Genomic DNA, 25588 nt, shown 5'->3' with positions numbered 1-25588 from the left:
AGAGCCAGATCATCGGGTGTCAGCCCTATGACGGACAGCTGACGATGTGCTCTATCTATTGAGAAAAGCGTATATTTGCGCTGTGATTGGTTCGTCCTCTCTTGATTTATACTCTCTAGAGGTGTCCAAACCATTACCGAACTAGCGTAATCAACACAAAACTTATAGGCGATATTATGAGAAAACTAATGACCGTCATTCTGCTCGTAGCGGCAGTTATCGTGGGCTATCTAGCAGTCATGAGCATCTTGACACCAGAGCGATTCTCCCAGATTCGTGTTGCTCGTGAGGCTCCTATCCAAGCACGTCTGAAGCAGATAGCTCTTGTGGAGAATGCTTTCCACGATGTCTACAACCGCTACGCTCCCGTGGATGAGCTGCGTCAGTTCCTCACTGATGGTAAGCTCTTTTACGTTCGCTCTGAGGGCGACTACACAGACGCTATGCGTGAGGCCGGTATGAATGAGCGCCAGGCTGCTGCCAAGGGGTTGATCGTACGTGATACCGTATGGCTGAGCGCACGCGACTCACTACTCAAGGGTGGCATGACGCCTGAGGAATTTCTACAGGTACCTGGCTTCCCTGAGTCTATCATAGAGATTGATACAGCATCTGTCGCTCAGGAGATCGGCGATGATGTCGTGATGGTGCCCGTCTTCCGCACGGCTGTACCTCTATCAGTCTACTTGGCTGATCAGGATCATCGACTCCTCAACGCAGCTATCAAGGAGGCAGAGGCTCGCTACCAGGGCACTGGATATCCTGGTCTAGCTCTAGGCTCTCTCAAGGAGGTTAAGAGCACGGGCAACTGGGAGTAATTCCCCTTTGGAAAACTCTCTGTTCCTACCGCCACACCGTTAGATACTGTGACACGGTTCTACAGATTTAGGCAATAGACTTTGAGTGCAGTCTGCTGACTCTCATCTCGCTCCTCGTATGAGGACAGAAGAATCGCAGAGCTTGAAGTCTGTTGTCTGACTCTATATTATATATAGCTACTATGCAGCAGCCTCCAGCACTACCTACAGATACATTAGCATCTGCAGTCCCATCGCTCGCATTGCGACTGACTGCAGATGGCTTTGTCTATCTATATGGTCTCTCGGGCGAAGAGAAAGAGGCGGGTGCACAGGAAAGCTATCACACTAAGATTCAAAGCCAGTTTGTACCAGTAGAGTGGTCTCGTGTCTCTGCTCTGTGGGGAGACATCATCGCACAGCACCCTCTCCTCAGTGATCCTGAGGGAGCGGTCCGCGTGCTCTACCCCGCCTCTCACTATGTGGTCATACCGAGTGGCATGAGTGGAGAGCAGGATGTACACTGGTGGCGACTGACGGCTCCTATCTTTGCGGATGAAGAGCAGTACTACAGCAACTCGTACACACTGGGCGATGGTAAGCCTAGTCTAGCTGTAGGCTTTAGTCATCTAGTCAAAGGCTTCCTACAGCGTAGCTTCGTAGCTTGCCAGTTTATTCCGACGATCCTACCCTTTGCCCAGCGGGTATTGCGACAGTCGTCCCTTCAGACGGGGCTCTCGCTAGGTGTCGAACTAGTGGAGGGTGGTTGCGATCTGGTACTATGTCAGTCGGGGAACTTGCTTCGGGCTAATCATTACAGTTGGCCTCGCTACCGCTCCTGGCAGCATCATCTCTACCAGGTCCTCTACTTCTTAAGTAAAGTATACTTGGACAGCTCCGTAGATCATGCGGCTCCCGTATCCATCATACTATCTGACGGGACGGCTGGTGCAGATAGCTTGGTAGGTGAGCTCCTACAGGCGCTTTACCGACAGTTCACGACTGCCGACTGGGACGTGTCTGTCATGCCGACAGACTATTGGTACGCTTGATAGAGTTATCGCGATGCGCATTATAGCAGGCAAATATGGTCGCCGTCGTCTCTCCCCGCCGAAAGGGTTGACGCTCCGCCCCACGACAGACATTGCCAAGGAGGCGCTCTTTAACAGTCTCTCGGCACAATATGATGTGGAGGGTATGCGGGTGTTGGATCTCTTTGCGGGTATCGGAAGTATTTCCCTCGAGTTCGTCTCTCGAGGAGCAGCCTCGGTGACATCAATCGAGAAGCATCCTAAGCATGCAGCCTTCATTAGGTCGGCCGCTGACACGCTAGACAAAGAGATCCTCTCGAGCAAGCAACTCCTCGTCCTCAATCGCTCCGTAGAGCAGTACTTACGTCAGTACGATGGGGAGCCTTACGACCTGATCTTTGCCGATCCACCCTACAACTTGCCGTGGATAAAGGATATACCCGACTTACTCTTCGCCAGTAAAGCGTGGTGTCCTAGCTCTATCTTCGTACTAGAGCACCCCGACACGGTGGACTTTGCTAGGTCCGCTCGTTTCGCTTGGCACAAGTCCTACAGCGCCGTACAGTTTACCTGCTTCGCTCCGACAGAAGAATAGCTATGCAGATAAGCACCCTTGACTTAGGCTCTCGCCCGCTACTGCTCGCACCGATGGAGGATGTGAGCGATGCGCCCTTTCGCCTGCTCTGTAAGCAGTTTGGCGCGAGCCTCGTCTACACCGAGTTCATCAGTGCCGATGCGCTCGTACGCTACGTTCCCAGTACAATGCGCAAGATGCGTATAGACCCGGCAGAACGTCCCGTAGCCATACAGATCTACGGTCGTGATGTGGAGACGATGTGCGAGGCGGCACGTATAGCCTGCCAATTGGAGCCTGACTTACTCGATCTCAACTTCGGCTGTCCCGTCAAGCGGGTAGCGGGCAAAGGTGCTGGCAGTGGTATGCTTCGTGAGCCCGAGCTGCTCCTAGAGATCACCGCTGCAGTGGTCGCTGCGGCCAATTGCCCCGTAACGGTCAAGACACGTCTAGGGTGGGATCACAACAGTCTTATCATTACCGAGCTGGCGCCACGCTTACAGGCTTGTGGCATCGCAGCTTTGACCATACACGGGCGTACGCGCAGCGATATGTACAAGGGGAGCGCTGACTGGACTTTGATCGGAGAGGTGCGCTCCAATCCTGAGATTCAGATCCCGATCATCGGCAATGGCGATATAACGACAGGCGAGGAGGTGCGGCACGCTTTTGACACCTATGGCGTGGATGGGGTGATGGTCGGACGAGCAGCTATCGGACAGCCATGGATCTTTGGCGAAATGCGTGCTGCCGTCGACCCAACCTTTACAGCACCAAAGCTAAGCTCTCAGCAACAACTAGAGATCCTAAAAGAAATCGTGCATAAGAATATTGAGAAGCTGGACGAGCGCCGAGGCATCCTGCATAGTCGTCGCCACCTAGCCGCCACACCACTCTTTAAGGGCATCCCCAACTTCCGTGCGCTACGCATAGCGATGCTCCAAGCCCCCACCCTAGCCGACCTGGACGATGTGCTAGCGCAGGTGGAGCCTCTGCTTCCTCAGACGGAGGGCTAGCTAGGCTAAAGCATCAGATGCGCCATAACGATAGCGCCGGCGACCGCTACGTTGAGCGACTCGCAATGGCTATCGACGGGCGACGGGATCGTAATCCTCTGAGAGACTAGAGCCGAGAGCTCGGGCGAGATACCATTACCCTCATTGCCTAGTACCAATATATAAGGTTGCTCAGATGCCAGCCGCAATGTGCGAAGCGGTACGCCATCGATGAAGGTCCCTATCACAGGTATCTCCGTCTTCTTCAGCATCGTGAGCAGAGCTGTCCTATCGGTGTAGCGATAAACCTGCACACGTGCCAAAGCGCCCATAGTCGCTTGTAGCACCTTGGGCGAATAGATGTCTGCGCATCCCTCTGTGCAGAGAACCTGTCTAATGCCCATCCAGTCGCAAGTGCGTAGGAGCGTCCCGACATTGCCTGGGTCCTGCACATCGTCTAGAAGGAGCGTGGGTTGTAGCAACGCTTGGGGAGCCTCTATGGTTGGGATCTCGCAAAGCGCCAGTAGCGGACGAGGGCTCTTCAGTCCACTCACCCGCTCTATCTGCTTCGGGTCAGGCAGGGTTACAGCCTCGGCAATGCTCGCTGGGCATCGCTCTAGCAGAGGCTCGACTAGCTCCGCTGTACCAACGAGTAGCTGGCAGCGATAAGCTGGTAGCATCTCGCCGATCAACTTCTCACCCTCAGCGATAAATAGGTTGGACTGCCGACGATACTTCGCCAGCTGCAAGCTTTTAATCAGCTTCACCTCTGCATGGGTGAGAGGGCGGTGCTCTATTTTCGTGCGCTCAGACATACTCTTATATTATAGGTAGACAATCTCTTTGAAGGCGTAGCGTCGCTCCTCCCCCGTAGTGGTCGTTAGGACGAGCTGTCCCTGAGGGCTTACCTCCTGGATCGTTGCTTCAAACGGCTCCTCCGTGGCGACATCACAGTAGCGAGCCCGAATGCCTCGCTGGTAAAGGAGATCGTTGTACTCTGCGTGCAGTGCCGCATAGTCTTGACGAGCAAGCTGCTCTCCTAGATGACGGAGCATCTGGCGGAGAAAAGCTTTCACATCATAGGTCTGCCCCGTCACAAGGTGCAAAGAGATCGCTTGCGGGAGCTCAGGCGGGAAAGCCTCCTCGTTGATATTCATTCCGATCCCAATAATCGTCTCTGCGACCGAGCCCTCGGCCAGAGCGTTGTGGATCAGGATGCCAGCTATCTTGTGGCCATTGACGAAGATGTCGTTCGGCCACTTGATCTCAATCGTATCCTCGCTAGAAAGCTGCTCCTTGTAGCTCTTATAAACCGCAAGGGCGGTCGCCTCACTGATAGACCAAATCTGCTGCAAAGGTCGATCTAGACGGAGGTATATTGAAGGGAGCGCATTGAGCCGAGGACTACTAAACCAACTATTGTTTAGCTGTCCTCGTCCTGCCGTCTGATAGTCCGTATGTATGACTGTCCCCGAGGGGAGGCTGGGCCTCTCCTGTAGAAGCTTGACCAGGTAGTCGTAGGTGCTCTCTATCGGGTGGCCTAGTTCGGTTATCTCAAAGGAGATCTTGCTCATTCTGTGCTTGGTTATAGATTTCTATTCCGAGGGGCAGGAGACGCTGCTGGATCTTCGGGAGCTTGCGCCACACCTGCGCATAGGAGTGACGTAAGAGCCGAGCGATCCACTCCTCAGACTCACTAGTCGGCAGCTCCAGCTGTACCCAGTGCTTCTTATTCAGGTGAAAGGCGGGCTGCAGGTCACTATGCCGACCCAGCAATGGCTCTATCAAATCAGGGTTCACCTTGAGCGACACCATGCCTGGATCATGCTCCAGCCACAGCAGCGCAAAGATGCGTCGCGATAGACGGTAGGTCACCACCTCTGGACCAAAAGGCGCGTCCACCTCGCAGTAGGGCAACTGACGACAGAGCTCATCTATTTGGCTTATCCCATTCATTTCAGTACTTTTGTAACCAACCTTATGTAGAACCTCCACAAAGTTACGATGAAAGTCCTTTACCTTGCCACACACAACGCTCACAAGCTCCTCGAAATCCAGTCGATGCTCGGAGATACTTGCGAAGTGCGCTCAGCCTCTTCGCTAGGACACTACACAGCTCCCGACGAAAGCGCCTCCACGCTCCTAGGCAATGCCACCATCAAGGCGCAAGCGGCTCTACGACCTCTACCACAAGCCCTGCATTGCAGATGATACGGGGGCTCTTTGTCGAGGCGCTAGGCGGTGACCCAGGCGTGCACTCAGCTCGATACGCTGGTCGTGACGGTGACGACGTGGCCAATAGGAAGCACCTCCTGGACTCCTTAGCCTCACACCCCGAGCCGTGGCGCGCTTACTTCGAGTGCGTTATCGTATTGATCGATAGTCAGGGAGAGCAGCACCATTTCGTAGGTCATGTCGCAGGACGGATCATTGACCACGAGGAGGGCACCGAAGGCTTTGGCTACGACAGCCTCTTCGTACCAGAGGACTTTGACAAGACCTTTGCCATGATGAGTCCACAAGAGAAGAATGCCATCAGCCACCGCACACGAGCCGTTGACCAGCTCCGCACATACCTTACCCAGCACAGCCTATGAAAGCCTCCATACACCTACTCCTCCTCCCGCTCCTTCTGTGCACCCTCCCGCTAACAGCTCAAGAGCCACTGTGGCAGTGGCATCTAGCCGTAGGAGATGTAGAGCTTGTCGCTGATCTGCCCGAGCAGGTACTCTTCACCACCGAGGGCGTCATCGGCACCGTCTCTCCAGAGCATCCCAATGAGATCCACCTCCTTGATGGCTTGACCCCTATCAGCGACCTCGACGCTCGTATGATCCGCTACTCGCCTAGCCACAAGGTCACCACCGTCTACTACGCTTCGGGGCGTATTGACCTCATCTACAGTGACCACATCTACAACCTTGTAGGCATCAGCGACAATAGCAACCTCAACGACAAGACCGCCACGCGCATCTTCTATTATAAGGAGTACGCCTTCATCGCTGGTCACTTTGGGCTCATGCAGATCGATCTCAACAATCATCAGATCGTTGCCACAGCCTTCCTAGGCAAAGAGGTGCTAGACGCCTTTGCTCTAGACGAAAAGCTCTATGCGCTAACCAAGGAAGGGCTACGCTCTAGTACCCTCTCGCAAAATCTCCAAGACCCCGCCTCATGGAGCCTCATCAGCGGTCTACCAGCAAAGGAAATGACCTCCATCACCGCCCTACCCGATGGCTCGCTCTGGTACATAGACAGCCTGAAGAACCTCTATCGCACCACGCTAACCCAAGCCAGTGCTACCCCTCAGATGATGGCGCAGAGTGGCTGGGCACAGCGTCTCTTCCCGCTAGCCGATGGCGTTGCCGTCGCAGGCGCTGACTCGCTACTCGTATGGCGATCTGGAGGCGAACGCATACGCATTGATCTACCCGCCCGTCTGCAGAGTCTTTCAGGCGACAGCTCAGCAGATCGGCTATGGTTCACAGCGGGGGGCTCTCTCTACAAAGCCAATCTCGCCTCCGCCTCCGAGGGCAAAGTCTCTCTCGACAAGCTATCCCTTGAAGCCAATGCCCCAAAGGTCAATAAGCACTTCTACATCACCTTTCAGCATGGCAGGCTCTACTCCGTCAGCGGAGGGCGTAACTACAACGCCTTCTGGATACCAGGTCACATCCAGATCTACACCCCACCGCGATGGGACAACTGGACCTACTGGCAGATCGTCGAGCAGACCAACTACATCCCCGTCTACGACCTCGTCTCCATCGCCGTTGACCCGCATGACGCTAACCACTACTTCGTTGGTTCTTGGGGCGAAGGACTCTATGAGATCCAAGGGCGCTTGATCCTCAATCGATACACTCCAGACAATGCTCCATTCGTCAGAGCTTGGGACAATGACTCACCCACAGCACACAACGTCCGTGTCGGCTCCCTCTGCTACGACCCTCGTGGCAACCTATGGATGGCGCAAGGTCAAGGGTTGGTAGCCAACCCCCTCGTAGTGCGCACTCCTGATGGCACGATGAAAGCTATCTCGTACCCAGACATAGAGTTGGTCAACGCTTTCGGTCCTATGCTGGCGCTACCCAATGGTGTCAAGTGGCTACTCATATACCACCGCAGTGCTGATGGCAATAACGGTGTCTTCATCTTTGACGACAAGGGTACACCGCTAGATCAGTCAGACGACGAGTATCGCCTCGTCTCTAAGTTTGTCGATCGTACTGGCAAGGAGATTGCCGCCAAGCGCTACTACGACCTAGCTCTAGATCCATCGGGTAGCCTTTGGATAGCTACTGACAAAGGGCCCATCTGCGTCGCCAATCCCAGTAGCTTCATCTCGCAAAGCACCCCGCTAGCCTCTAGACCCGTAGGGGGACAGGAGCCCAACCTTTACTACGTCCTCGACAATATGCCCATCACCGCCATCGCCATCGATGCGCTCGGCAATAAATGGTGTGGCACTGGATCAGACGGGCTCTACCTCCTCTCCTCCGATGGCACCAAGCTCCTAGCACACTACACCAAGGACAATAGTCCCCTACTCACCAACGATGTCCTCTCCCTCGCCATCGACAAGGAGCGAGGAGTCCTCTACATCGCCACCTCGGCAGGACTCGTCTCCCTCTATATAGGTCAGACGAGTGACTGGTCCGCACAGAGCAAAGAGGTCTACATCTACCCCAACCCGCTACGCCCCGAGGACCCAGACCTCATCACCCTCACCCAGCTCCCCGCCGGCACTACCGTACGCATCCTAGACGGTGCGGGCAATCTGATCTATCAGGAGGTAGCGCAGACAGGCGAACTCACCATCACCACCCGCCTACCGAGCGGTGAGCGCTACCCCTCAGGCATTTACCACGCATTACTATCCGACAGCGAGGGCAAGCACAGCTACTCCATACCCTTTGCCGTCATATAATCTATATCGCTTTTATGAAGAAACTTCTCTTTCCCTTACTCCTATTACTATCCAGCGTCATGCTACTAGCACAGAGTCAAAGCTCCAACCGCAGCGAAGGTGCCATCACACCCAAGCTCCTACAGAAGCTCCAGCAAGCTACTCCAAAAGCTCCTGCCGAGCGAGCCCTCCACAATAGTATCGTACAGAACGGCATGGTACTCGCCAATGCCGAACTCGCGACACCGCCCGATGACCACTTCACCTACCGAGTACCCACGAAGGGGATTACGGATCAGAAGAGATCTGGGCGCTGCTGGCTCTTCACCGGACTCAACGTCCTGCGGGCTAAGTTCATCAAGGACAACAACCTCGGAGAGTTTTACTTCTCCCACTGCTACTCCTTCTTTTGGGATCAGCTAGAGAAGGCCAACCTCTTCCTCGAGGGCATCCTCGAGACTCGCACGCTCCCCATCACTGACCGCAAGGTGGAGTGGCTCTTCCAGCACCCGATCAATGACGGCGGGCAGTTCACCGGTATCTCGGACAACCTCCTCAAGTACGGTGTCGTGCCCAGTGACGTGATGCCCGAGACCTACAGTAGCAACAACACCTCACGCCTCTCCTCACTCATAGCCAAGCTCCTCCGACAGGGTGGTATGGAGCTCCGCGCCAAGGCCGAGCAAGGCGCCACACTGGCTGATCTGCGCAAGGTGAAGGAGACTACCCTCCAAGCCATCTACCGTCTCCTCTGCCTCAACCTTGGCACACCGCCCACCACCTTTGAGTACACCCTCAGAGATGCTGACGGCAAGGTCCTCTCAACCAAGGAGTACACCCCGCTAAGCTTCTACAAGGAGCATATCGGTCTCAATCTCAAGGATGACTACGTGATGATTATGAACGACCCCTCGCAGCCCTACTACGAGACCTACGCTATCGAGTATGATCGCCACGCATGGGACGGCAAGGACTGGACCTACATCAACCTCCCGATGGAGGAGATCAAACAGATGGCCATCGCATCCCTCAAGGATGGCAGCATGATGTACTACTCTTGTGACGTAGGCAAGGAGCTCAATAAAGAGTCTGGCCTACTCACCCTCGGCTACGATGACTACGAAGCTATTACGGGCGTACCGATGACTATGACAAAGGGCGAGCGCATCGCATCCTTTGACAGTGGCTCCACACACGCTATGACACTCGTAGCAGTAGACCTAGACAAGTCGGGCAAGCCGACCAAGTGGATGGTCGAGAACAGCTGGGGCGCCACCTCTGGACATCAGGGGCATCTGATCATGACGGACGCATGGTTTGACGCATACACCTTCCGTTTAGTAGTCAATAAAAAGTACCTCACGCCACGTGCCAAGGAGCTTCAGGGCAAGACACCCAAGCTACTACCCCCGTGGAGTCCTATGTTTCGTGCCGAAGAGTAGTCGTCAAGTAGTGCCCTCCGCCTCAGCACATCGGATAGCACGCCTATCGCACTAATCGCTATCTAACTTCAGGCACACAGAGCAACTAGAGCAGGCTCAATCGCTTCGTCGAGGCGGTTGAGCCTGTTGCTTTATCTCTGCGTGTCAGCTGGCGTCACCCTATGAGGAAACTTTGCCACCCCCCTATGAGAATTTATTTTCATGCCTATGAAAATGGATTTTCTCCCGCATAAAAATGGATTTTCATCCGCATGAAAATGGATTTTCATCCGATGGGAATTGGATTTCCTCGTATTTATAGTGTTGAGCTATCCTGGACCTATTTCGGCGAATTGTCGAAGAAACGAACTTTCTACCGAGGAAATTGAGATTCTCCAGGGAGCAAACGGCAAATTCCTCCGAACTTCGAAATCTTTCTTCCGAACTTTCATTTCATTCTTCCGAACTTTTATTTCGCGCCTCCGTGGAGAATATCCGCTTTCCACGGAGCTATCTGTCTATTCCTCCGTGGAGATTGCTATTTATAGGCACCGTGAGGTAGCTTTGGTCGCTCCCCTTCCCACGTCTACTCGGATAAATGTGGTATATTTGCAAACGTTACAAGCAGATTTAAGCAATAGATAGCTAATATCGCCGATATGAAAGAAGACAATTACGACTTTGTGGAGACCGCATTGCCCAACGTTGGCTCAGGGGGCATGGTCATTCCCTTGCCGAACGTTATAGATGAAGATGAGATACTTGACGATGAGCATGACGCTCTTAAGGTACTCTTTCATAGTACCTTTCCCGTGCTACCCGTCTTCAACGCTGTCCTCTTTCCCTGTGTCTTGCAGGCAGTCATGCTGACTGAGGACAAGCAGATAGATGCCGTGAGCAACGCCATGTCTAAGGGGCAATACATCGTTGCCACGACTTACATCGGATCAGACCCCGACACCCCCATCACACCCAGCTCGCTCGCCAAGGTAGGCGTACTCTGTATCGTCGAGGATATGATTCACCCCTCGCCAGACAATGTCGTAGCGATCATACGAGGCGTCATACGTGTCCACACCAGCAACTATACGCAGACGAATCCCTACCTGCGCTGCCGGGTCGAGTCACCACGATTACTACCCAATACGGAGAATTGTCTGACAAACGACACGGAGCTTTTTGTTGCGTTCAATAAGCTACGCTACGAACTGGTCGAGCTGGTCAAAATACGACACATGGAGGGTGCTGAGGACTTTGTCGAGGCACTCAATGCTAAGAACAATCTCCCCTTCCTCATCAACTTTACTGCAGCTTATCTCTCACTAGTCTATCGAGCTAAGCTGGAGCTACTGAAGATCGCCGATACGACGGAACTGGTCATGGAGCTGATCAGCTATGTGCGCCAGACGAGCGAGCTCGTACAGATCAATGAGAAGATTGCCAAGCAGACTCAGTCTGACATGGACGAGATGCAGCGCAAGCACTTTCTAGAGCAGCAGATACGTACCATCCGCGAGGAACTGGGCGAGGGAGACTTTGCCGACCAAACAATCGCAGAGCTACGTGAGGCTGCGACGAAAAAGCAGTGGAGCGAAGCGGTGCAGAAAACCTTCGACCGTGAGCTGGGCAATCTAGAGCGCATCCCGACGCAAGCTCCCGAGTACTCGATACAGCTACAGTACCTGCGCCTGATGATTGACCTGCCGTGGCAGGAGTATAGTCAGGATCAGTTTGACCTCAAGCATGCGGAGGAGATACTAAACCGTGACCACTTCGGCCTAGAGCGTGTCAAGGAGCGTATCCTAGAGCATCTAGCCGTCATCAAGCTCAAGAACGACCTCAAGTCCCCGATACTCTGTCTCTACGGCCCTCCAGGTGTGGGTAAGACTTCACTGGGTAAGAGCATCGCCGAGAGCCTCGGGCGTAAGTATGTGCGAATCTCCCTCGGAGGTCTGCACGACGAGGCGGAGATACGTGGACACCGACGCACCTACATAGGAGCAATGTGCGGACGTATCATAGACAGCATCAAGAAGGCGGGGACGAGCAATCCAGTCTTCGTACTAGATGAGATAGACAAGATCTCGTCAGACTACAAGGGCGACCCCGCAGCAGCGCTCCTAGAGGTGCTAGACCCAGAGCAGAATGTGGCCTTCCACGATAACTACCTAGACGTAGACTATGACCTGAGCAAGGTGCTCTTCATCGCTACGGCGAATACGCTCAGCACCATCTCGCGTCCGCTCCTAGACCGTATGGAGCTGATACAGGTGTCGGGCTATCTACTGGAGGAAAAGGTCGAGATAGCTCATCGTCATCTCGTACCTAAGGAGCTGGAGGCGCACGGACTGACGAGCGACCAGTTTGCTATAGACACCGACGCTCTGACCTATCTCATCGAGGGCTATACACGAGAGAGTGGCGTGAGGTCACTACAGAAGAACCTCGCAGCGCTCATGCGTAAGCAGGCTAAGCGTGTCGCCATGGGCCAGAAGTACAGCGTACAGATCACTCCTGAGATCATACAGCAAGACCTTCGCACGCCACCCTACACACGAGACATATGGCAGGACTTTGGCATGCCAGGCATCGTCACGGGTCTAGCCTGGACTGAGGTAGGTGGAGAAATCCTTTTCATTGAGAGCTCTACGCATCGTGGCAAGGAGGGCAAAGTGACTCTCACGGGCAATCTAGGAGATGTGATGAAGGAGAGCGCCGTCATCGCTCTAGACTATATCAAGGCTCACTGCGAGGAGCTGGAGATACCTGAGAGCACCTTTGACAAGCTGGAGATACATCTACACGTCCCCGAGGGGGCTATTCCGAAGGATGGTCCGAGTGCTGGTATCACGATGGCAACTTCGCTCGTATCGACTTTGACCAGGCGCACGGTCAAGCCACGCATCGCCATGAGTGGTGAGATAACGCTCACAGGGCGTGTCCTCCCCGTGGGTGGTATCAAGGAGAAGATCTTAGCTGCCAAGCGGGCTGGCGTCAAGACGCTCATCCTGAGCAAAGAGAATGAGAAGGACATTTTAGACATCAAGCCTATATACATTGAGGGCTTGACCTTCTCCTATGTAGAGACGATCAAGGAGGTGCTGGACCTAGCGCTCAACGATTAGCCACACGCCCCTAAAACTTTAGAGTCTATGAATACAGAGCAGCAGTATCATAAGGTGGTCGCAGAGTGTAGGACGCTTTTTGCCCAGAAGCTACATGACTACGGAGCTTCCTGGCGTATCCTGCGTCCCTCCTCACTCACGGATCAGATCATGATCAAGGCGCTACGCATACGCTCCCTAGAGACGAAGGCGGAGCAGCGTGTCGATGAGGACGTAGACAACGAGTACATAGGCATCGTCAACTATGGCATCATCGGTCTCATACAGCTAGAGCGCACACCGAGCGACAAACCTGACCTATCGCCCGAAGAGGCACTGGAGCTATACGACCAACTCATCGAGGAGACTTACCAGCTGATGGTCGACAAGAACCACGACTACGACGAGGCGTGGCGCAAGATGCGTATTAGCTCGATAACTGACATCATACTGACAAAGATATTTCGCACTAAGGAGATCGAAGACCTCGCAGGCAAGACGCTGGTGAGCGAAGGCATAGCGGCTAATTATCAGGATATGATAAACTACGCTATCTTTGCACTCATCAAGTTGCGCTTCGATCAGGCATAGCGTACACCACATTTACAGATAATCCTATGAGCTGTCAACGAGTCCAATACATCCTATCCGAGCTCTCCCGCATCCTACTAGCAGCTCTCTTACTCTTCTCGGGATTTGTCAAGGGGGTAGACCCTATAGGAGGTGCGATCAAGATAGAGGAGTACCTCAGAGTGATGGGACTGGGAAGTCTGCAAGCTATGGCTCCCGCACTTTCGGTGGCACTCTGCTCCTTTGAGTTCCTCCTCGGAGGCTTTCTCTTGATGGGACTCTGGAGGAGGTTCACAGCCTGGGCCACGACCCTCTTCATGGGAGTGATGACGCTGGTGACGCTTTACTTAGCGCTCTTTAACCCTATCAGCGATTGCGGTTGCTTTGGCGATGCGCTCAAGCTGACCAATTGGCAGACCTTTGGCAAGAATGTCTTCTTCATGGCTGTCACGATAGTTTACCTGCTCACCTACCGCAAGGCGAGCCGTCCTTTGCGCGGTATCACTGGCTCCGTAGCTACGGCTTTACTTCTATTGGGCTGGGGTATTTTCGTGGGAGGAAACCTAAGGCATCTACCACTCATAGACTTTCGCCCCTACAAGGTCGGTGCCTCGCTACGAGAGCTGACAATGATCCCTGAGAATGCGCCTCAGGAGGAGATCGAGTACCTCTTTATCTATGAGAAGAATGGGCTGCGAGAGACATTTAATATGGAGGAGCTCCCCGACTCCACATGGACTTACATAGACCGCCAGGAGCGGGTCATCAAGGAGGGCTACAAGCCTCCTGTCATGGACTTTGCGATCTATGCGGGAGGAAGCTCTCAGCAAGCGACAGAGCGAGAGGTGACTCAGACGATGCTACTCAATGAGAGTCCGCAGATATGGGTCATAACGCCAAACTGGGAGACGATACCCATACAGATGGGACGCAAGCTCAACGCACTCTACGACTGGGCTGAGTCTGTCGGTGTCGCTATGTACGGCATCTCTGGCAGTACGCCCGAAGAGCGTGGACGCTGGCGCAATAAGACGGCAGCCGCCTATCCGCTCTACTTTTGCGATGGGACAACGATCAAGACGATGGCACGGGCGCAGCCCTCTGTCATACTGGTCTCTGACGGTGTCATCCTAGACAAGAGAGCTGCTCGAGACTTGCCCGACAAATACACAGATCAGGATTACGAAAAGCTCTCCGCCTTACTACGACAAGCACCTCACGCTGGACTGCACATAGAGCGTTGGGGGCTCCTCGTTGCTTGGATTATCTTTTGCCTTGTCATGCTAATCCAAAGCGTACAGTGGGAGGACAAGTCTAAGTACTCCGAGTATCAAATCAAGACTAAATAACCAACACAACAATATCATGGACAAGAGAACACTCATCGTAGCTGGAAACTGGAAGATGAATATGACCCTCGACGCAGGGCTCCAACTCATCACAGAGATCAAAGAGCAGGTGGCTAAGCTCAGCAACCCCTGTAAGGTAATCCTAGCTCCTCCTTACATTCACTTGGGAGCGATGAAGGGACTGCTCGCAGGAAGTAGCATAGAGTATGCTGCACAGGACTGCTCAGCACACGAGGCTGGTGCTTACACTGGCGAGGTGTCCGCTGAGATGATACGCTCCTGTGGCTGCACCTACGTCATCATCGGGCATAGCGAGCGCCGTGCTTATCACAAGGAGAGCGCCGAGCTACTGGCTCAGAAGATTGATCAGGCTCTAGCTCATGGGCTCAAAGTCATCTTCTGCGTTGGCGAGCAGCAGGCTGAGCGTGAGGCAAACCGCTACTTCGAGGTGGTCGATGAGCAGCTACGTGGTTCCCTAGGACATCTCTCTCACGAGCAGATGGAGCAAATCGTCTTGGCTTACGAGCCTGTATGGGCTATCGGTACTGGCCTGACGGCAACGCCTGAGCAAGCACAAGAGATGCACCAGCACATTCGCCAGACGGTGGCATCGCTCTTTGACAAGAAGCTAGCAGACCTCACCACGATCCTATACGGAGGTAGCTGCAAGGCTTCGAATGCTGAGGCGCTCTTCTCACAACCCGACGTCGATGGCGGACTCATCGGAGGAGCTGCACTCAAGGCCGATACATTCTTACCCATTATCACAGCAAATAAATGAGGCTTCTAGCGCCTATCAGGCATTCACTCGTCCTACTCTTGAGTGTGACCGTACTCTCGGGCTCGCTTGTAGCTCAGGAGCGCACTCAGGAGCAGGACATATTCGCCCAGATAACTGCACAAAGCAGTGGAGGCAACGTGACTATCACGCAGCCTAACTGGTTGCGCAATCTCGTAGGCAAGACGACCTTTCATACCGCTAGGTCAAGCGTCCGAACGGGGTATCGCATACAGGTCTACACGAGCAATATGCGTGGTGCTAAGCAGGAAGCTTACCGCTTAGCTAGCCAAGTGAGGGGTGCTGTGCCTGAGCTCTCTGCTTACGTCACTTATAGCGCCCCCTTCTGGCGTCTATCGGTCGGCGACTACGGTTCGCGACAAGAGGCTCAGCAGCAGCTCAACGCTTTGCGTGCCTCCCACCCACGACTCATGCGAGAAGCCTACATCGTGCGGGAGAAGCTACGCTCGCACTAGGATCTACTCACATCTGTATCATCCACCGACTTATCATTAGAACTCTTTTTCCTGAAAACCATCTTTACATACATGGAAGAGCCCCAGAAGATATTACACACTAATCAGAACTACGTGGTCAGCGACTTTCTGTCTGAGTCACAGCTAGAGCGGATGAAAGGTCACGTCAATGCGCTCCTCACAGAGCTAGGCGAAGACCCCACCCGTGAAGGGCTACTCAAGACTCCCGAGCGAGTCTCTAAGGCACTCCACTTCCTCACCAAGGGCTACCAAGAAGACCCCTTAGCGATCCTACGTGCTGCTACTTTTAGAGAGGATTACCAGCAGATGGTCATCGTACGGGATATAGACTTTTACTCTCTCTGCGAGCATCACATGCTACCTTTCTTTGGCAAGGTACATGTAGGCTACATCCCCAACAAGTATATCACGGGGCTTAGCAAGATACCTCGCATCGTCGATGTCTTCGCCCGTCGTCTACAGGTGCAGGAGCGACTGACCACACAGATCAAAGACTGCATCCAGCAGGCGCTCTCACCACTAGGCGTCATCGTCGTCATCGAGGCACAGCACATGTGTATGCAGATGCGTGGCGTACAGAAGCAAAACTCGTTCACTACGACGAGCGACTTCACGGGAGCCTTCAAAGAGTCGAAGACTCGTGAGGAGTTTTTCAACCTAGTACGTAAGAGTTAGCCCTGCATATTCACTTAGTTCACACGGCACGAAACCATTTATGATACATCACTATCACGTAACCTCTGAGGCTGAGGAGACCTTCTCTCTAGACTTTGAGATACAAGCTGACACCACCTTTGCTCAGCTCATGGATCTGCTAATAGACACCTTAGACTTTGACCCAGCATCAATCGGTATGTTTTATCTCTGCGACGATCGCTGGGAAGAGATCGGACAGGTAGCCTCTAACGACTTCTTTGAGACCGATGCTGGCAACCAATATGATATCGAAAGCTCTCGCCTAGAGGATCTGCTTGACGAGACAGGAGCGCGGATGCGTTATCTCTTTGACCTCTTTGAGGATCGCTATCTACGCCTTCAGCTAGTCAAGATACATAGTGGCTCGCTGTACAGCCCCCAGATCATCTCTCTAGAGGGCAAGAAGCCTCGGCAGACGAATCCCGAGGAGTTTGTCGGCAGTCTAGGCGGTGACGCACTCTCTGGCGATACTCCTCTAGGGATGATGGACGAAGCCTTTGGCGAGGAGCTCTTTAATGCTGACGAGCTCTCCAGCGATGGCTTTAGCATCGTAGATGAAGAGTAAGAGCTAGCATCCTCTCCGATGAGCTGCTGCACGGGCAAACTGAAGGAGGTCTCCCCTACACTGATCGTACTCACAGGAGCTACAGGCGTAGGCAAGACCTCCTTTGCTATAGCACTGGCTCGTCGTCTAGGCTCCACCGCCCAGCCCTTACCGATCCTCTCGGCAGACTCTCGGCAGATATACCGTGGCATGCCGATCGGCACCGCCACCCCCACGGAAGAGGAGCGACGACTAGCTCCTCATTACTTCGTAGCGACCCATGAGATCACTGAACCGTATAGTGCTGGGCGCTATGAGCTAGAGGTGATAAAGCTCCTAGAGCAACTCTTTCGGGAGCAGACCGTCGTCATCCTTTGCGGTGGATCAATGCTCTACATTGACGCTATCTGTAGTGGCATAGACGACATCCCCCCTGTTGATCTAGCGGTACGTGCGCAGCTTCACGAGCGCTATCAGAGAGAGGGTCTGGCAGGCATCCTTGCTGAACTACAGCTCGTTGACCCGCTGTACTATAATAAGGTAGACCATTGCAATCATCGTCGTGTGATGCATGCGCTAGAGGTGTACCTCAGCAGCGGTGCGCCACTCTCCTCTTACCACTCAGGCGAAGATGCCGACCGCCCCTTCCGTCTGCTCACCTATGCCCTGACACGTCCCCGTGAGGAGCTCTACCAGCGCATCAACCAGCGCGTGGAGATGATGATTGAGGAGGGCTTGGTCGAGGAAGCTAAGGCGCTCTACCCTCATCGTCAGCTCAATGCGCTCAATACGGTAGGATACAAAGAGCTCTTTGCACATTTCGATGGGCAATACGATCTAGCAGAGGCGATACGACTCATACAGCGCAATAGTCGCCACTTTGCCCGTAAGCAACTCACCTGGCAGCGACGCCATCACGAGTTCGCTCCGCTTGACCTGTCCACACCCTGGGAACCCCTCCTAGAGCGTATCCAGCAAGACTTACTCACCCAGCCACAGACCACCAGATGAAAGCAGACTCACCCCTTCAGCCAGCCAAGCCATTAGCCAAGGTCTCTACTAAGACCACCATCAAGCAGTGGAGCGAGGAGGACCGTCCTCGCGAAAAGCTCCTCAGACTTGGCGCTCGGCACCTCTCAGATGCTGAGTTGCTGGCTATCTTCATCAACTCTGGCACGGAAAAGGACTCAGCTCTAGACCTAGCGAAGCAGATCATGACGGGTCTAGATAACGACTTAGGTCAGCTCCTAGAGATAGACCATGCCTACCTTACAGGTTGCGAACCAGGAGAGAAGAAAAAGCGATTTGCTGGACTAGGTGATGCACGCGCCTGTACCATACTCGCAGCCATCGAGCTGGGACGCAGACTACGAGACACACCACCGCCTCGGCGCACACCGATCACCTGTAGCCTAGACGCTTATCGCGTCTTAAGACGTCATCTAGAGAGCTTAGACCATGAGGAGCTAAGGTGCCTCTATCTAGATGCCTCAGGGCGAGTCATCAAGGACGAATTGGTCTCCTCAGGAGGAGTCAGCCACGCTGTAGCCGATCTGCGCCTTATCTTGGCTCCCGCCATCACGCACTACGCCTCGGCTATCATACTAGCGCACAATCACCCCACGGGTCACCTACAGCCCAGTGCCGAGGATATGGACCTCACTAAGCGGGTCAAGCAGGTAGCCTCCGTCTGCAACATACGTCTCAACGACCACCTCATCCTCGGTCGTTACCACGCCTCCGTCACCTCTGACGGCGAGCGCTCCCACTACCTGAGCTTTGCGGACAATGGTCTGCTCGCATCGCTCTAGCTCCACACTTGAGGTAAAAGTACTACCTTTGTGGCATAGATAACTATCTAACTAACACTCTCACGCATGAATCGCATCAAACGAATTGGCGTACTCACATCGGGCGGTGATGCCCCAGGCATGAATGCCGCTATACGTGCCGTCGCCAGAGCCTCTCTATACCACGGTATCTCTGTATGTGGCATCATCAAAGGCTATACAGGACTTATTGAAAACAATGTCATAGAGCTTACCGTCGAGAACGTAAGCAACATCATACAGCGTGGAGGTACAATCCTCAAGACAGCCCGAAGCCATGAGTTCGAGACTCCCGAAGGACGTGCTCGCGCCTACCAAGTCATCCAGGAAAATGAGATCGATGGGCTCGTCGTCATCGGAGGCGACGGCTCTCTCACTGGTGCACGCTTACTAGCCAATGAGCACAACCTCCCCACCGTAGGCATCCCAGCCACCATCGACAACGACCTCGCTGGCACCGACCTTACGATAGGTTATACGACAGCTCTCAATACCATTATGGATGCTGTTGACAAGCTGCGAGACACCGCCTCAAGCCATGAGCGCATCTTCTTCGTCGAGGTGATGGGACGTGAGTCTGGCTTCCTCGCACTCAATGGCGCTATCGCTACTGGCTCTGAGGGCGCTCTCATCCCCGAAGACCCCACCAGTACCGAGTCGCTCAAGAAGATGATCGAGAGTGGCTTCCGCAAGACCAAGAGCAGCAGCATCATCCTCGTCACCGAGAGTGGGGAGCGCGAGGGGCAGACACTCTTCATCGCAGATGACTTCAAGCGTCGCTACCCTAAGTTTGACATCCGTGTCACCATCCTAGGGCACCTACAGAGAGGTGGTATACCGTGTGCTACCGACCGTATCATGGGTAGCCGAATGGGTGCAGCCGCCGTGCAGGCGCTCCTTGATGAGCAGCGCAATGTGATGATTGGGTATGACAACGATGAGATCGTCTACGTACCATTTGTCAAGGCTACCAAAAAGCAAAAGCGCATCGACCCCGAGCTCATCGACCTGCTACACATGCTCTCTATCTAAAGAAGCTCCACACTTGAGTACACTGCTCACCAAGCTACACAGCTGGTACCAAGAGAATCATCGTAAGCTCCCCTGGCGAGACATACACGACCCCTATCGTATATGGCTCAGTGAGGTGATCCTACAGCAGACGCGGATAGATCAGGGGACGAGCTACTATTTACGATTTGTCGAGCACTACCCCACCGTCTCAGACCTTGCTATAGCACCGCTTGATGAGGTGCTCAAGCTCTGGGAGGGGCTGGGATACTACAGCCGTGCTCGCAACTTACATCGTGCAGCTCAGCTCATCGTCCATGAGTTGGGCGGCACCTTCCCCGCTGACTACCAGTCAGTCCGCGCCCTCCCTGGCATTGGCGACTACACCGCTGGAGCCGTCCTCTCCTTTGCTTATGATCAACCATACCCCGCCGTCGATGGCAATGTGCTCCGCGTACTGAGTCGGCTCTATGCCTCTGAGGAACCGATAGACACCACCCAGGGAAAGAAGTACTACACCGCTCTAGCCAGACAATTGGTCGAAAAAGCGCCACATCCAGGACTACACAACCAAGCGATGATCGAGCTAGGCGCACTCATCTGCACCCCTCAGCTATGTGACTGCACCCGCTGTCCCGTCCGCAGCGAATGCCCCTCTGCCGATAGCCCTGAGCGAGCCAGCTTACCACGCAAAGCGCTCAAGCTCTCCGTCCAGCCCCGACACTTAGGCTATCTCTTTGTACTCAAGAGAGGACTAGACCAGTGGCAGACGATACTCTACCAGCGCCCCACAGGCGACATATGGGCCAAGCTCTACCAGCCCACACTACTATACGACCAGCCCGTAGCTCCGCAAGAGGAGCTACTCCTACAGCCTCTCCCTGAGCCACCTGCAGCACTAGCGCATTGCCCGCTACGCCCTTTCAGACGATATAAGCATCGGCTCACGCACCGACAGCTCTACATCGACTGCTACTACACCATACTCCCTGACAGTAGCACCCCACGGCTGCCCGATGGCGGTGTGTGGGTACCGCTACACGATGAGAGCGAGTGGCTAGCACTCCCGATCACGCTCAAGAAAGCACTCCAGCAGCTCACCTCCCATATTGAGACTGCTAAATAGTTACTTCATCCACGTCTTCCTGTTCGCCTGCCGCAGGAGTCATTAGCTCCTCAACAGAAGAGGTGCCCTACAACCAAGTAATTGGTCATAGGGCACCTCTTTGTTAGTTGTTGTGTCATCTAGTGATGACGTGGCACAGGCTTAGTCCTCCATTGGAGAGAACTGATCCTTGGAGACACCACAGAGTGGGCACTCCCAGTCATCAGGTAGATCCTCAAAGGGTGTGCCTGGAGCTATACCGCTATCGGGATCGCCCTCTGCAGGGTCATATACATGGCCACATACATCGCAAACGTACTTTTTCATAATTCTTTCTTTGTAATAGAGTGTTAGTTAGAACGGGGGCTACCTTTTCCTTTTATTGAAGAGTCCTACTACTAGAAGTATCACACAGGCACCCACGACGGCACAGACTAGCTGCGCCCACCACGAGTCACCTGCCGTGGCTCCGAAGAAGCTGTAGACCCAGCCTCCGACAAGACCTCCGAGCATACCGATGATTATATTCCATAGGCAACCCAGTGAGCGACCTCGCATGATCCAGCCTGCGATAGCTCCTGCCGCAAGACCTATTAGCAAACTCCAAAGTAGTCCCATAGTATTCAGTGTTTAATAGTTCGTAAATGTTGGCTTAACAGCCATGCGTCGGGGACTTCTTAGTGGTACAAGCCCCCTCTGCGATGACAAAGTTAATCTAATCTTTTGACATAGACAATTTTGTCTATTCCATATTCTAGCAAACGCATCGTACTCAGCGGGCTCATTTATGCCACCACGGAGGAAATCAAGAATTACTCCGTGGATATCTCTCATTCCTCAGTGAGGAACGAAAAAATTCTTCGGAACTTCGAAATCTTTCTTCCGAAGTTTCATTTCATTCTTCCGAACTTTTATTTCGGCCCTCCGTGAAGAAAAATCGTTTTCCAGCGAGCTATAGGCAAATTCCTCGGGAGGAACGGCCGACCGTTCGCCAATTCAGGGCTGACGCATTATATATAGTTATTGCTGCCCAGTGAAAGCTTTTTGAGGGGGCATCGGGTAGATCGTTCTGCAGAAATGAGCTAACTATCAGTACCACTTGGGTGAAACTAAAGTTTCCTAGGCATGAAACTAAAGTTTCCTAAGTATGAAACTAGAGTTTCCTAGGTATGAAACTAGAGTTTCCTACGAAGAAAACTGTAGTTTGGTCGAAGTTGAGTAGTCGGACAGCAATACTATATAATGAATTCATCCAAGTCTCGCTTGTCGCTAATGTGTAACTCCTAACGGAGCAATTATAATGCGTCAGCCATGTTCGCCAATTGATAGCTATTCTGTACCTTTGTAGATAGAGGAGATTGCCCTCCTCCACTTAGTAGATAACGCTATGAATAGTGATGCAATGCAATTGGTCTCTCCTCCTAATCGGATCTATGTCTGTGGTATCGACACCGATATAGGGAAGACCTATGGGACTGCCTTCCTCATACGTACGCTCAGAGAGGCGGGTCATACAGCCTGCACTTCGATGAAGTTGGTCCAGACGGGATGCCATGAGATCAGTGAGGATATAGAGACGCATCGTCGTCTACTCGGAGAGCCTCTCTCGGAGTGGGACCGCCAGGGGCTCACCTGCCCCTACCTTTACAGTTACCCCTGCTCACCTCACCTGGCAGCACGTATGGATGGTGGGGAGATAGACCCCGAGCGACTCAACGAGGCTACCCGCCATCTGCAAGAGCTGGGCGCTAAGCCTCTGCTTGTAGAGTGCGCTGGAGGACTGATGGTGCCACTCACCGAGCAGCTCCTCACGATAGACTACATAGCTCAGCAGGAAGATCCACAGGTAGCTCTCGTCACCAATGGCAAGCTAGGCAGCATCAATCACACGCTACTCAGTATTGATGCTTGCATGCACCGAGGCATTGAGGTGCGCTACCTTATATATAATGTATACCCTGAGCAGGACGCGACGATAGAGCGTGAGACCATTGCCTATCTCCAGGGATGGCTCGAGGAGCATCTGCCCTCGTGTCTCTTTATGAAGATGCCTATAGTATAGAGCTTCTGTCTAACCCCTTTTTTCGTTCCCCTAAGATATGGAAGACATTTACCCCGTAGATTATAGTAACTCGACACTCTCCGACGAGGAGATGATACAGCGAGAGTACGATGCGCTGATCTATGACTATGAGCACTCGAATCACCGCAAGAAGGTGGAGGTGATACAGCGCGCCTTTACCTTCGCACGGATGGCTCACGAGGGGGTCAGACGCAAGAGCGGAGAGCCTTACATCATGCACCCGCTCGCAGTGGCTCGTATCGTGTGCCGTGAAATAGGTTTAGGCTCTACATCGATCGTCTCTACCCTACTCCACGACGTGATCGAGGACACGGAGTACACGGAGGAGGATATAGAGCAGCTCTTCGGCCCTAAGGTGGCTCAGATAGTCGTAGGCCTAACCAAGATTAGTAGCGAGATACTGACCGAGCGAAACATAGAGAGCCTACAGGCGGAGAACTTTCGCAAGCTGATCCTGACGATGAATGCAGACATTCGTGTGATCCTTATCAAGATTGCCGACCGTCTGCACAATATGCGTACCCTGAGCTCTATGCCTGAGCATAAGAAGCTCAAGATAACGGGCGAGACTCTCTACATCTACGCACCGCTAGCTCACCGTCTAGGGCTTTTCGCTATTAAGACAGAGCTCGAGGAACTGGTCTTCAAGCATGAGCACCCGAAGGCTTACGAGGATATCTGCAACCAGATTATTGACACGGAGCAGTCTCGTGCGGAGCTCTTCAAGCAGTTTAGCACACCTGTGCACCCCCTGCTCAAGGCTCGTGGGCTGGACTACGAGATGAAGACGCGTGTCAAGTCTTGCTACTCGATCTGGAAGAAGATGCAGAAGAAGCAGATCCCCTTTCAGGAGATATACGATCTCTACGCCGTACGCATTATCTTTGAGGAAACCCCAGGGCTCAATGTCAAGGAGACTTGCTGGGGTATCTATACCGACATCACGAGCCTCTATCGTGTCAACAATGAGCGGACGCGTGACTGGGTCGCTCAGCCCAAGAGCAATGGCTACCGCGCACTACACTTTACAGTCATGGGCCCCACGGGCAAGTGGATCGAGGTACAGGTGCGTAGCCGCAAGATGGATGAGATAGATGAGCGGGGACTAGCAGCTCACTGGAAGTACAAGTCGGACGGTGTGGAGGAGGATCAAGAGATTACGAAGTTCCTCGACCAGATCAGCGAGCTACTGGAGAATCCGGACTCGAGCGCCATGGACTTTTTGGACACGATCAAGCTCAATCTCTATGGAGATGATATTATGGTCTTTACTCCCAAGGGGGATCCGATCACGCTCCCTCACGAGAGTACCCCGCTGGACTTTGCCTATGCACTTCACTCAACACTTGGACAGACTTGTATCGGTGCCAAGGTCAATCACAAGCTAGTGCCTCTCAGCCATCCGCTACAGAGTGGTGACCAGGTGGAGATCATCTCCAGCAATAATCAAAAGCCCTCAGCGCTATGGCTTAAGTATGTCAAGACGGCTAAGGCTAAGAGCAAGATCAATGAGTTCCTCCGTGTGGAGCGTCGCAAGCTCATCAGCCAAGGCGAGGAGAGCGTGATCAACTACTTCGAGCAGCACGATCTCTCTGTTGATGCGGGACATATGGATCTTGTGGCAGCGCTCTTTGGCTTTCACAAGCGTGAGGACCTCTTCTACGCTGTAGGCTCTGGCACGGTCAATCTAGTGGAGTCGCTCTACAAGCGTATCAAGTCGAGCAAGAGCAATCGCTTCTTCAAGTCGGTCAAGGAGGCTCTCATAGGCAAGCAGGAGTCCATGCCCAAGCCTACAGAATCTATCTCTCAGATCAGTGAGATAGACTACAAGAAGCCTTACCTCCTCCAGAGCGATGCTATCAAGAGCAACTACGTCATGGCTGACGACTGCCATCCGCTCCCTGGCGACGAGGTGGTCGCCTTCGTCATAGACAACCAGGTAGTGGTGCATCAGCGCACCTGCACCGAGGCTATGCGTCTGAAGAGTAGCACGGGCAATAAGCTCCTCTCGACCATCTGGGGCGATCAGGGAGATACGCTCTTCACGGGCTCGATCATGATCGAAGGTATCGACTCTAAGGGTATCCTCAATGGGATCGTGCAGGTGATTACGGAAGACTTCCTGATCAATATCGCCTCCGTACAGCTCCAGACGCAAGACGGTATCTTCGGAGGAAAGGTGGGACTAGAGGTACACTCAGCTGAGCAGGTAGAGCAACTCTGCGCAGCGCTCAAGCAGGCTCCAGGCATTAGCAACGCCTACCGCATCTACTGATACGGAGCGTGATTAAACAG

Annotated in this window: 26 protein-coding genes; 21 read left to right on the top strand and 5 right to left on the bottom strand. The window is 53.5% G+C overall.

Annotated features, from left to right (window positions below):
• The first annotated feature begins 176 nt into the window (after positions 1–176).
• From PORUE0001_RS03535 to dusB, 4 genes are all read left to right on the top strand, one after another.
• The gene (locus tag PORUE0001_RS03535; protein ID WP_232501411.1) at positions 177–818 is read left to right on the top strand and encodes a hypothetical protein; all 642 of its coding nucleotides are present in this window, start codon (positions 177–179) and stop codon (positions 816–818) included.
• Positions 819–1000: 182 nt separating this feature from the next.
• Positions 1001–1849 carry a DUF3822 family protein gene (locus tag PORUE0001_RS03530; RefSeq protein WP_007365062.1) on the top strand — a complete coding sequence of 283 codons (849 nt, stop codon included), beginning with the start codon at positions 1001–1003 and terminating at the stop codon, positions 1847–1849.
• 13 nt (positions 1850–1862) lie between these two features.
• Entirely contained in the window at positions 1863–2423 is a 561-nt protein-coding gene (locus PORUE0001_RS03525; RefSeq protein WP_007365041.1) for an RsmD family RNA methyltransferase, read from the top strand.
• A gap of 2 nt (positions 2424–2425) precedes the next feature.
• Positions 2426–3418: a tRNA dihydrouridine synthase DusB gene (gene dusB / locus PORUE0001_RS03520; protein WP_007365122.1), complete on the top strand. Its 993-nt coding sequence runs from the start codon at positions 2426–2428 to the stop codon at positions 3416–3418.
• A gap of 5 nt (positions 3419–3423) precedes the next feature.
• Here dusB and PORUE0001_RS03515 read toward each other — a convergent pair whose 3' ends face one another.
• Genes PORUE0001_RS03515 through PORUE0001_RS03505 form a run of 3 tightly spaced genes read right to left on the bottom strand, consistent with a single transcriptional unit; the run spans position 3424 to position 5353 of the window.
• Positions 3424–4212: a TrmH family RNA methyltransferase gene (locus PORUE0001_RS03515; RefSeq protein WP_007365116.1), complete on the bottom strand. Its 789-nt coding sequence runs from the start codon at positions 4210–4212 to the stop codon at positions 3424–3426.
• A 9-nt stretch (positions 4213–4221) separates the two neighbouring features.
• Entirely contained in the window at positions 4222–4971 is a 750-nt protein-coding gene (locus PORUE0001_RS03510) for a biotin--[acetyl-CoA-carboxylase] ligase (protein ID WP_007365115.1), read from the bottom strand.
• Positions 4952–5353 (bottom strand): MmcQ/YjbR family DNA-binding protein, encoded by a 402-nt coding sequence (locus tag PORUE0001_RS03505; RefSeq protein WP_007365055.1) that lies wholly within the window; start codon positions 5351–5353, stop codon positions 4952–4954. Before PORUE0001_RS03505 ends, PORUE0001_RS03510 begins: the two co-directional genes overlap by 20 nt.
• Before the next feature lie 48 nt (positions 5354–5401).
• Here PORUE0001_RS03505 and PORUE0001_RS11085 point away from each other — a divergent pair, with 48 nt between their 5' ends.
• The 15 genes from PORUE0001_RS11085 (at position 5402) to mutY (ending at position 21231) form a co-directional block, all read left to right on the top strand.
• Complete coding sequence (locus PORUE0001_RS11085; protein ID WP_316902729.1) at positions 5402–5608, top strand: non-canonical purine NTP pyrophosphatase; 207 nt, start codon at positions 5402–5404, stop codon at positions 5606–5608.
• Positions 5605–5994, top strand: a complete 390-nt coding sequence (locus PORUE0001_RS03500) for a non-canonical purine NTP pyrophosphatase (protein WP_316902726.1) — start codon at positions 5605–5607, stop codon at positions 5992–5994. Before PORUE0001_RS11085 ends, PORUE0001_RS03500 begins: the two co-directional genes overlap by 4 nt.
• Positions 5991–8327 (top strand): hypothetical protein, encoded by a 2337-nt coding sequence (locus PORUE0001_RS03495; RefSeq protein ID WP_007365119.1) that lies wholly within the window; start codon positions 5991–5993, stop codon positions 8325–8327. The genes PORUE0001_RS03500 and PORUE0001_RS03495 overlap by 4 nt, the downstream gene beginning before the upstream one ends.
• 14 nt (positions 8328–8341) lie before the next feature.
• On the top strand, positions 8342–9748 hold the full coding sequence (locus PORUE0001_RS03490; protein WP_007365047.1) for an aminopeptidase C: 1407 nt from the start codon (positions 8342–8344) through the stop codon (positions 9746–9748).
• A gap of 638 nt (positions 9749–10386) precedes the next feature.
• On the top strand, positions 10387–12852 hold the full coding sequence (lon, locus tag PORUE0001_RS03485; protein ID WP_007365052.1) for an endopeptidase La: 2466 nt from the start codon (positions 10387–10389) through the stop codon (positions 12850–12852).
• Positions 12853–12879: 27 nt separating this feature from the next.
• On the top strand, positions 12880–13422 hold the full coding sequence (locus tag PORUE0001_RS03480) for a DUF1599 domain-containing protein (protein WP_007365101.1): 543 nt from the start codon (positions 12880–12882) through the stop codon (positions 13420–13422).
• 26 nt (positions 13423–13448) lie between these two features.
• A complete protein-coding gene (locus PORUE0001_RS03475) occupies positions 13449–14750 on the top strand; it encodes a BT_3928 family protein (protein WP_007365106.1) in 1302 nt (433 codons plus the stop codon).
• Between the two features lie 16 nt (positions 14751–14766).
• Positions 14767–15531, top strand: a complete 765-nt coding sequence (tpiA, locus tag PORUE0001_RS03470; RefSeq protein WP_007365104.1) for a triose-phosphate isomerase — start codon at positions 14767–14769, stop codon at positions 15529–15531.
• A gap of 44 nt (positions 15532–15575) precedes the next feature.
• The gene (locus PORUE0001_RS03465; RefSeq protein WP_232501410.1) at positions 15576–16004 is read left to right on the top strand and encodes an SPOR domain-containing protein; all 429 of its coding nucleotides are present in this window, start codon (positions 15576–15578) and stop codon (positions 16002–16004) included.
• Positions 16005–16157: 153 nt separating this feature from the next.
• The gene (folE, locus tag PORUE0001_RS03460; protein WP_232501413.1) at positions 16158–16700 is read left to right on the top strand and encodes a GTP cyclohydrolase I FolE; all 543 of its coding nucleotides are present in this window, start codon (positions 16158–16160) and stop codon (positions 16698–16700) included.
• 40 nt (positions 16701–16740) lie between these two features.
• Positions 16741–17286, top strand: a complete 546-nt coding sequence (locus PORUE0001_RS03455) for an IS1096 element passenger TnpR family protein (protein WP_007365046.1) — start codon at positions 16741–16743, stop codon at positions 17284–17286.
• Positions 17287–17304: 18 nt separating this feature from the next.
• Entirely contained in the window at positions 17305–18276 is a 972-nt protein-coding gene (miaA, locus tag PORUE0001_RS03450; RefSeq protein ID WP_007365032.1) for a tRNA (adenosine(37)-N6)-dimethylallyltransferase MiaA, read from the top strand.
• Positions 18273–19076: a RadC family protein gene (gene radC / locus PORUE0001_RS03445; protein ID WP_007365102.1), complete on the top strand. Its 804-nt coding sequence runs from the start codon at positions 18273–18275 to the stop codon at positions 19074–19076. Before miaA ends, radC begins: the two co-directional genes overlap by 4 nt.
• 66 nt (positions 19077–19142) lie before the next feature.
• On the top strand, positions 19143–20126 hold the full coding sequence (pfkA, locus tag PORUE0001_RS03440) for a 6-phosphofructokinase (RefSeq protein ID WP_007365081.1): 984 nt from the start codon (positions 19143–19145) through the stop codon (positions 20124–20126).
• Between the two features lie 13 nt (positions 20127–20139).
• Positions 20140–21231 carry an A/G-specific adenine glycosylase gene (mutY, locus tag PORUE0001_RS03435; protein WP_007365031.1) on the top strand — a complete coding sequence of 364 codons (1092 nt, stop codon included), beginning with the start codon at positions 20140–20142 and terminating at the stop codon, positions 21229–21231.
• Between the two features lie 141 nt (positions 21232–21372).
• On the opposite strand, the gene rd is transcribed toward mutY, so the two are convergent.
• Together rd and PORUE0001_RS03425 are read right to left on the bottom strand one after the other, a co-directional pair.
• Entirely contained in the window at positions 21373–21537 is a 165-nt protein-coding gene (gene rd / locus PORUE0001_RS03430) for a rubredoxin (RefSeq protein ID WP_004330944.1), read from the bottom strand.
• Positions 21538–21576: 39 nt separating this feature from the next.
• The gene (locus tag PORUE0001_RS03425; protein ID WP_007365028.1) at positions 21577–21828 is read right to left on the bottom strand and encodes a GlsB/YeaQ/YmgE family stress response membrane protein; all 252 of its coding nucleotides are present in this window, start codon (positions 21826–21828) and stop codon (positions 21577–21579) included.
• Between the two features lie 769 nt (positions 21829–22597).
• Here PORUE0001_RS03425 and bioD point away from each other — a divergent pair.
• Together bioD and PORUE0001_RS03415 are read left to right on the top strand one after the other, a co-directional pair.
• Positions 22598–23272, top strand: a complete 675-nt coding sequence (bioD, locus tag PORUE0001_RS03420) for a dethiobiotin synthase (protein ID WP_007365069.1) — start codon at positions 22598–22600, stop codon at positions 23270–23272.
• A 37-nt stretch (positions 23273–23309) separates the two neighbouring features.
• Positions 23310–25568: a RelA/SpoT family protein gene (locus PORUE0001_RS03415; protein WP_007365044.1), complete on the top strand. Its 2259-nt coding sequence runs from the start codon at positions 23310–23312 to the stop codon at positions 25566–25568.
• Positions 25569–25588: the final 20 nt, after the last annotated feature.

The organism is Porphyromonas uenonis 60-3 (assembly GCF_000174775.1).
GTDB lineage: Bacteria > Bacteroidota > Bacteroidia > Bacteroidales > Porphyromonadaceae > Porphyromonas > Porphyromonas uenonis_A.
Note: the sequence above shows the minus strand (reverse complement) of the source record. Positions and strands in the feature narration are given on the sequence as shown.

Coding starts and splice junctions, on each gene's coding strand:
- PORUE0001_RS03535 (WP_232501411.1), top strand. CDS start 177: ATGAGAAAACTAATGACCGTCATTCTGCTCGTAGCGGCAGTTATCGTG.
- PORUE0001_RS03530 (WP_007365062.1), top strand. CDS start 1,001: ATGCAGCAGCCTCCAGCACTACCTACAGATACATTAGCATCTGCAGTC.
- PORUE0001_RS03525 (WP_007365041.1), top strand. CDS start 1,863: ATGCGCATTATAGCAGGCAAATATGGTCGCCGTCGTCTCTCCCCGCCG.
- dusB (WP_007365122.1), top strand. CDS start 2,426: ATGCAGATAAGCACCCTTGACTTAGGCTCTCGCCCGCTACTGCTCGCA.
- PORUE0001_RS03515 (WP_007365116.1), bottom strand. CDS start 4,212: ATGTCTGAGCGCACGAAAATAGAGCACCGCCCTCTCACCCATGCAGAG.
- PORUE0001_RS03510 (WP_007365115.1), bottom strand. CDS start 4,971: ATGAGCAAGATCTCCTTTGAGATAACCGAACTAGGCCACCCGATAGAG.
- PORUE0001_RS03505 (WP_007365055.1), bottom strand. CDS start 5,353: ATGAATGGGATAAGCCAAATAGATGAGCTCTGTCGTCAGTTGCCCTAC.
- PORUE0001_RS11085 (WP_316902729.1), top strand. CDS start 5,402: ATGAAAGTCCTTTACCTTGCCACACACAACGCTCACAAGCTCCTCGAA.
- PORUE0001_RS03500 (WP_316902726.1), top strand. CDS start 5,605: ATGATACGGGGGCTCTTTGTCGAGGCGCTAGGCGGTGACCCAGGCGTG.
- PORUE0001_RS03495 (WP_007365119.1), top strand. CDS start 5,991: ATGAAAGCCTCCATACACCTACTCCTCCTCCCGCTCCTTCTGTGCACC.
- PORUE0001_RS03490 (WP_007365047.1), top strand. CDS start 8,342: ATGAAGAAACTTCTCTTTCCCTTACTCCTATTACTATCCAGCGTCATG.
- lon (WP_007365052.1), top strand. CDS start 10,387: ATGAAAGAAGACAATTACGACTTTGTGGAGACCGCATTGCCCAACGTT.
- PORUE0001_RS03480 (WP_007365101.1), top strand. CDS start 12,880: ATGAATACAGAGCAGCAGTATCATAAGGTGGTCGCAGAGTGTAGGACG.
- PORUE0001_RS03475 (WP_007365106.1), top strand. CDS start 13,449: ATGAGCTGTCAACGAGTCCAATACATCCTATCCGAGCTCTCCCGCATC.
- tpiA (WP_007365104.1), top strand. CDS start 14,767: ATGGACAAGAGAACACTCATCGTAGCTGGAAACTGGAAGATGAATATG.
- folE (WP_232501413.1), top strand. CDS start 16,158: ATGAAAGGTCACGTCAATGCGCTCCTCACAGAGCTAGGCGAAGACCCC.
- PORUE0001_RS03455 (WP_007365046.1), top strand. CDS start 16,741: ATGATACATCACTATCACGTAACCTCTGAGGCTGAGGAGACCTTCTCT.
- miaA (WP_007365032.1), top strand. CDS start 17,305: ATGAGCTGCTGCACGGGCAAACTGAAGGAGGTCTCCCCTACACTGATC.
- radC (WP_007365102.1), top strand. CDS start 18,273: ATGAAAGCAGACTCACCCCTTCAGCCAGCCAAGCCATTAGCCAAGGTC.
- pfkA (WP_007365081.1), top strand. CDS start 19,143: ATGAATCGCATCAAACGAATTGGCGTACTCACATCGGGCGGTGATGCC.
- rd (WP_004330944.1), bottom strand. CDS start 21,537: ATGAAAAAGTACGTTTGCGATGTATGTGGCCATGTATATGACCCTGCA.
- PORUE0001_RS03425 (WP_007365028.1), bottom strand. CDS start 21,828: ATGGGACTACTTTGGAGTTTGCTAATAGGTCTTGCGGCAGGAGCTATC.
- bioD (WP_007365069.1), top strand. CDS start 22,598: ATGAATAGTGATGCAATGCAATTGGTCTCTCCTCCTAATCGGATCTAT.
- PORUE0001_RS03415 (WP_007365044.1), top strand. CDS start 23,310: ATGGAAGACATTTACCCCGTAGATTATAGTAACTCGACACTCTCCGAC.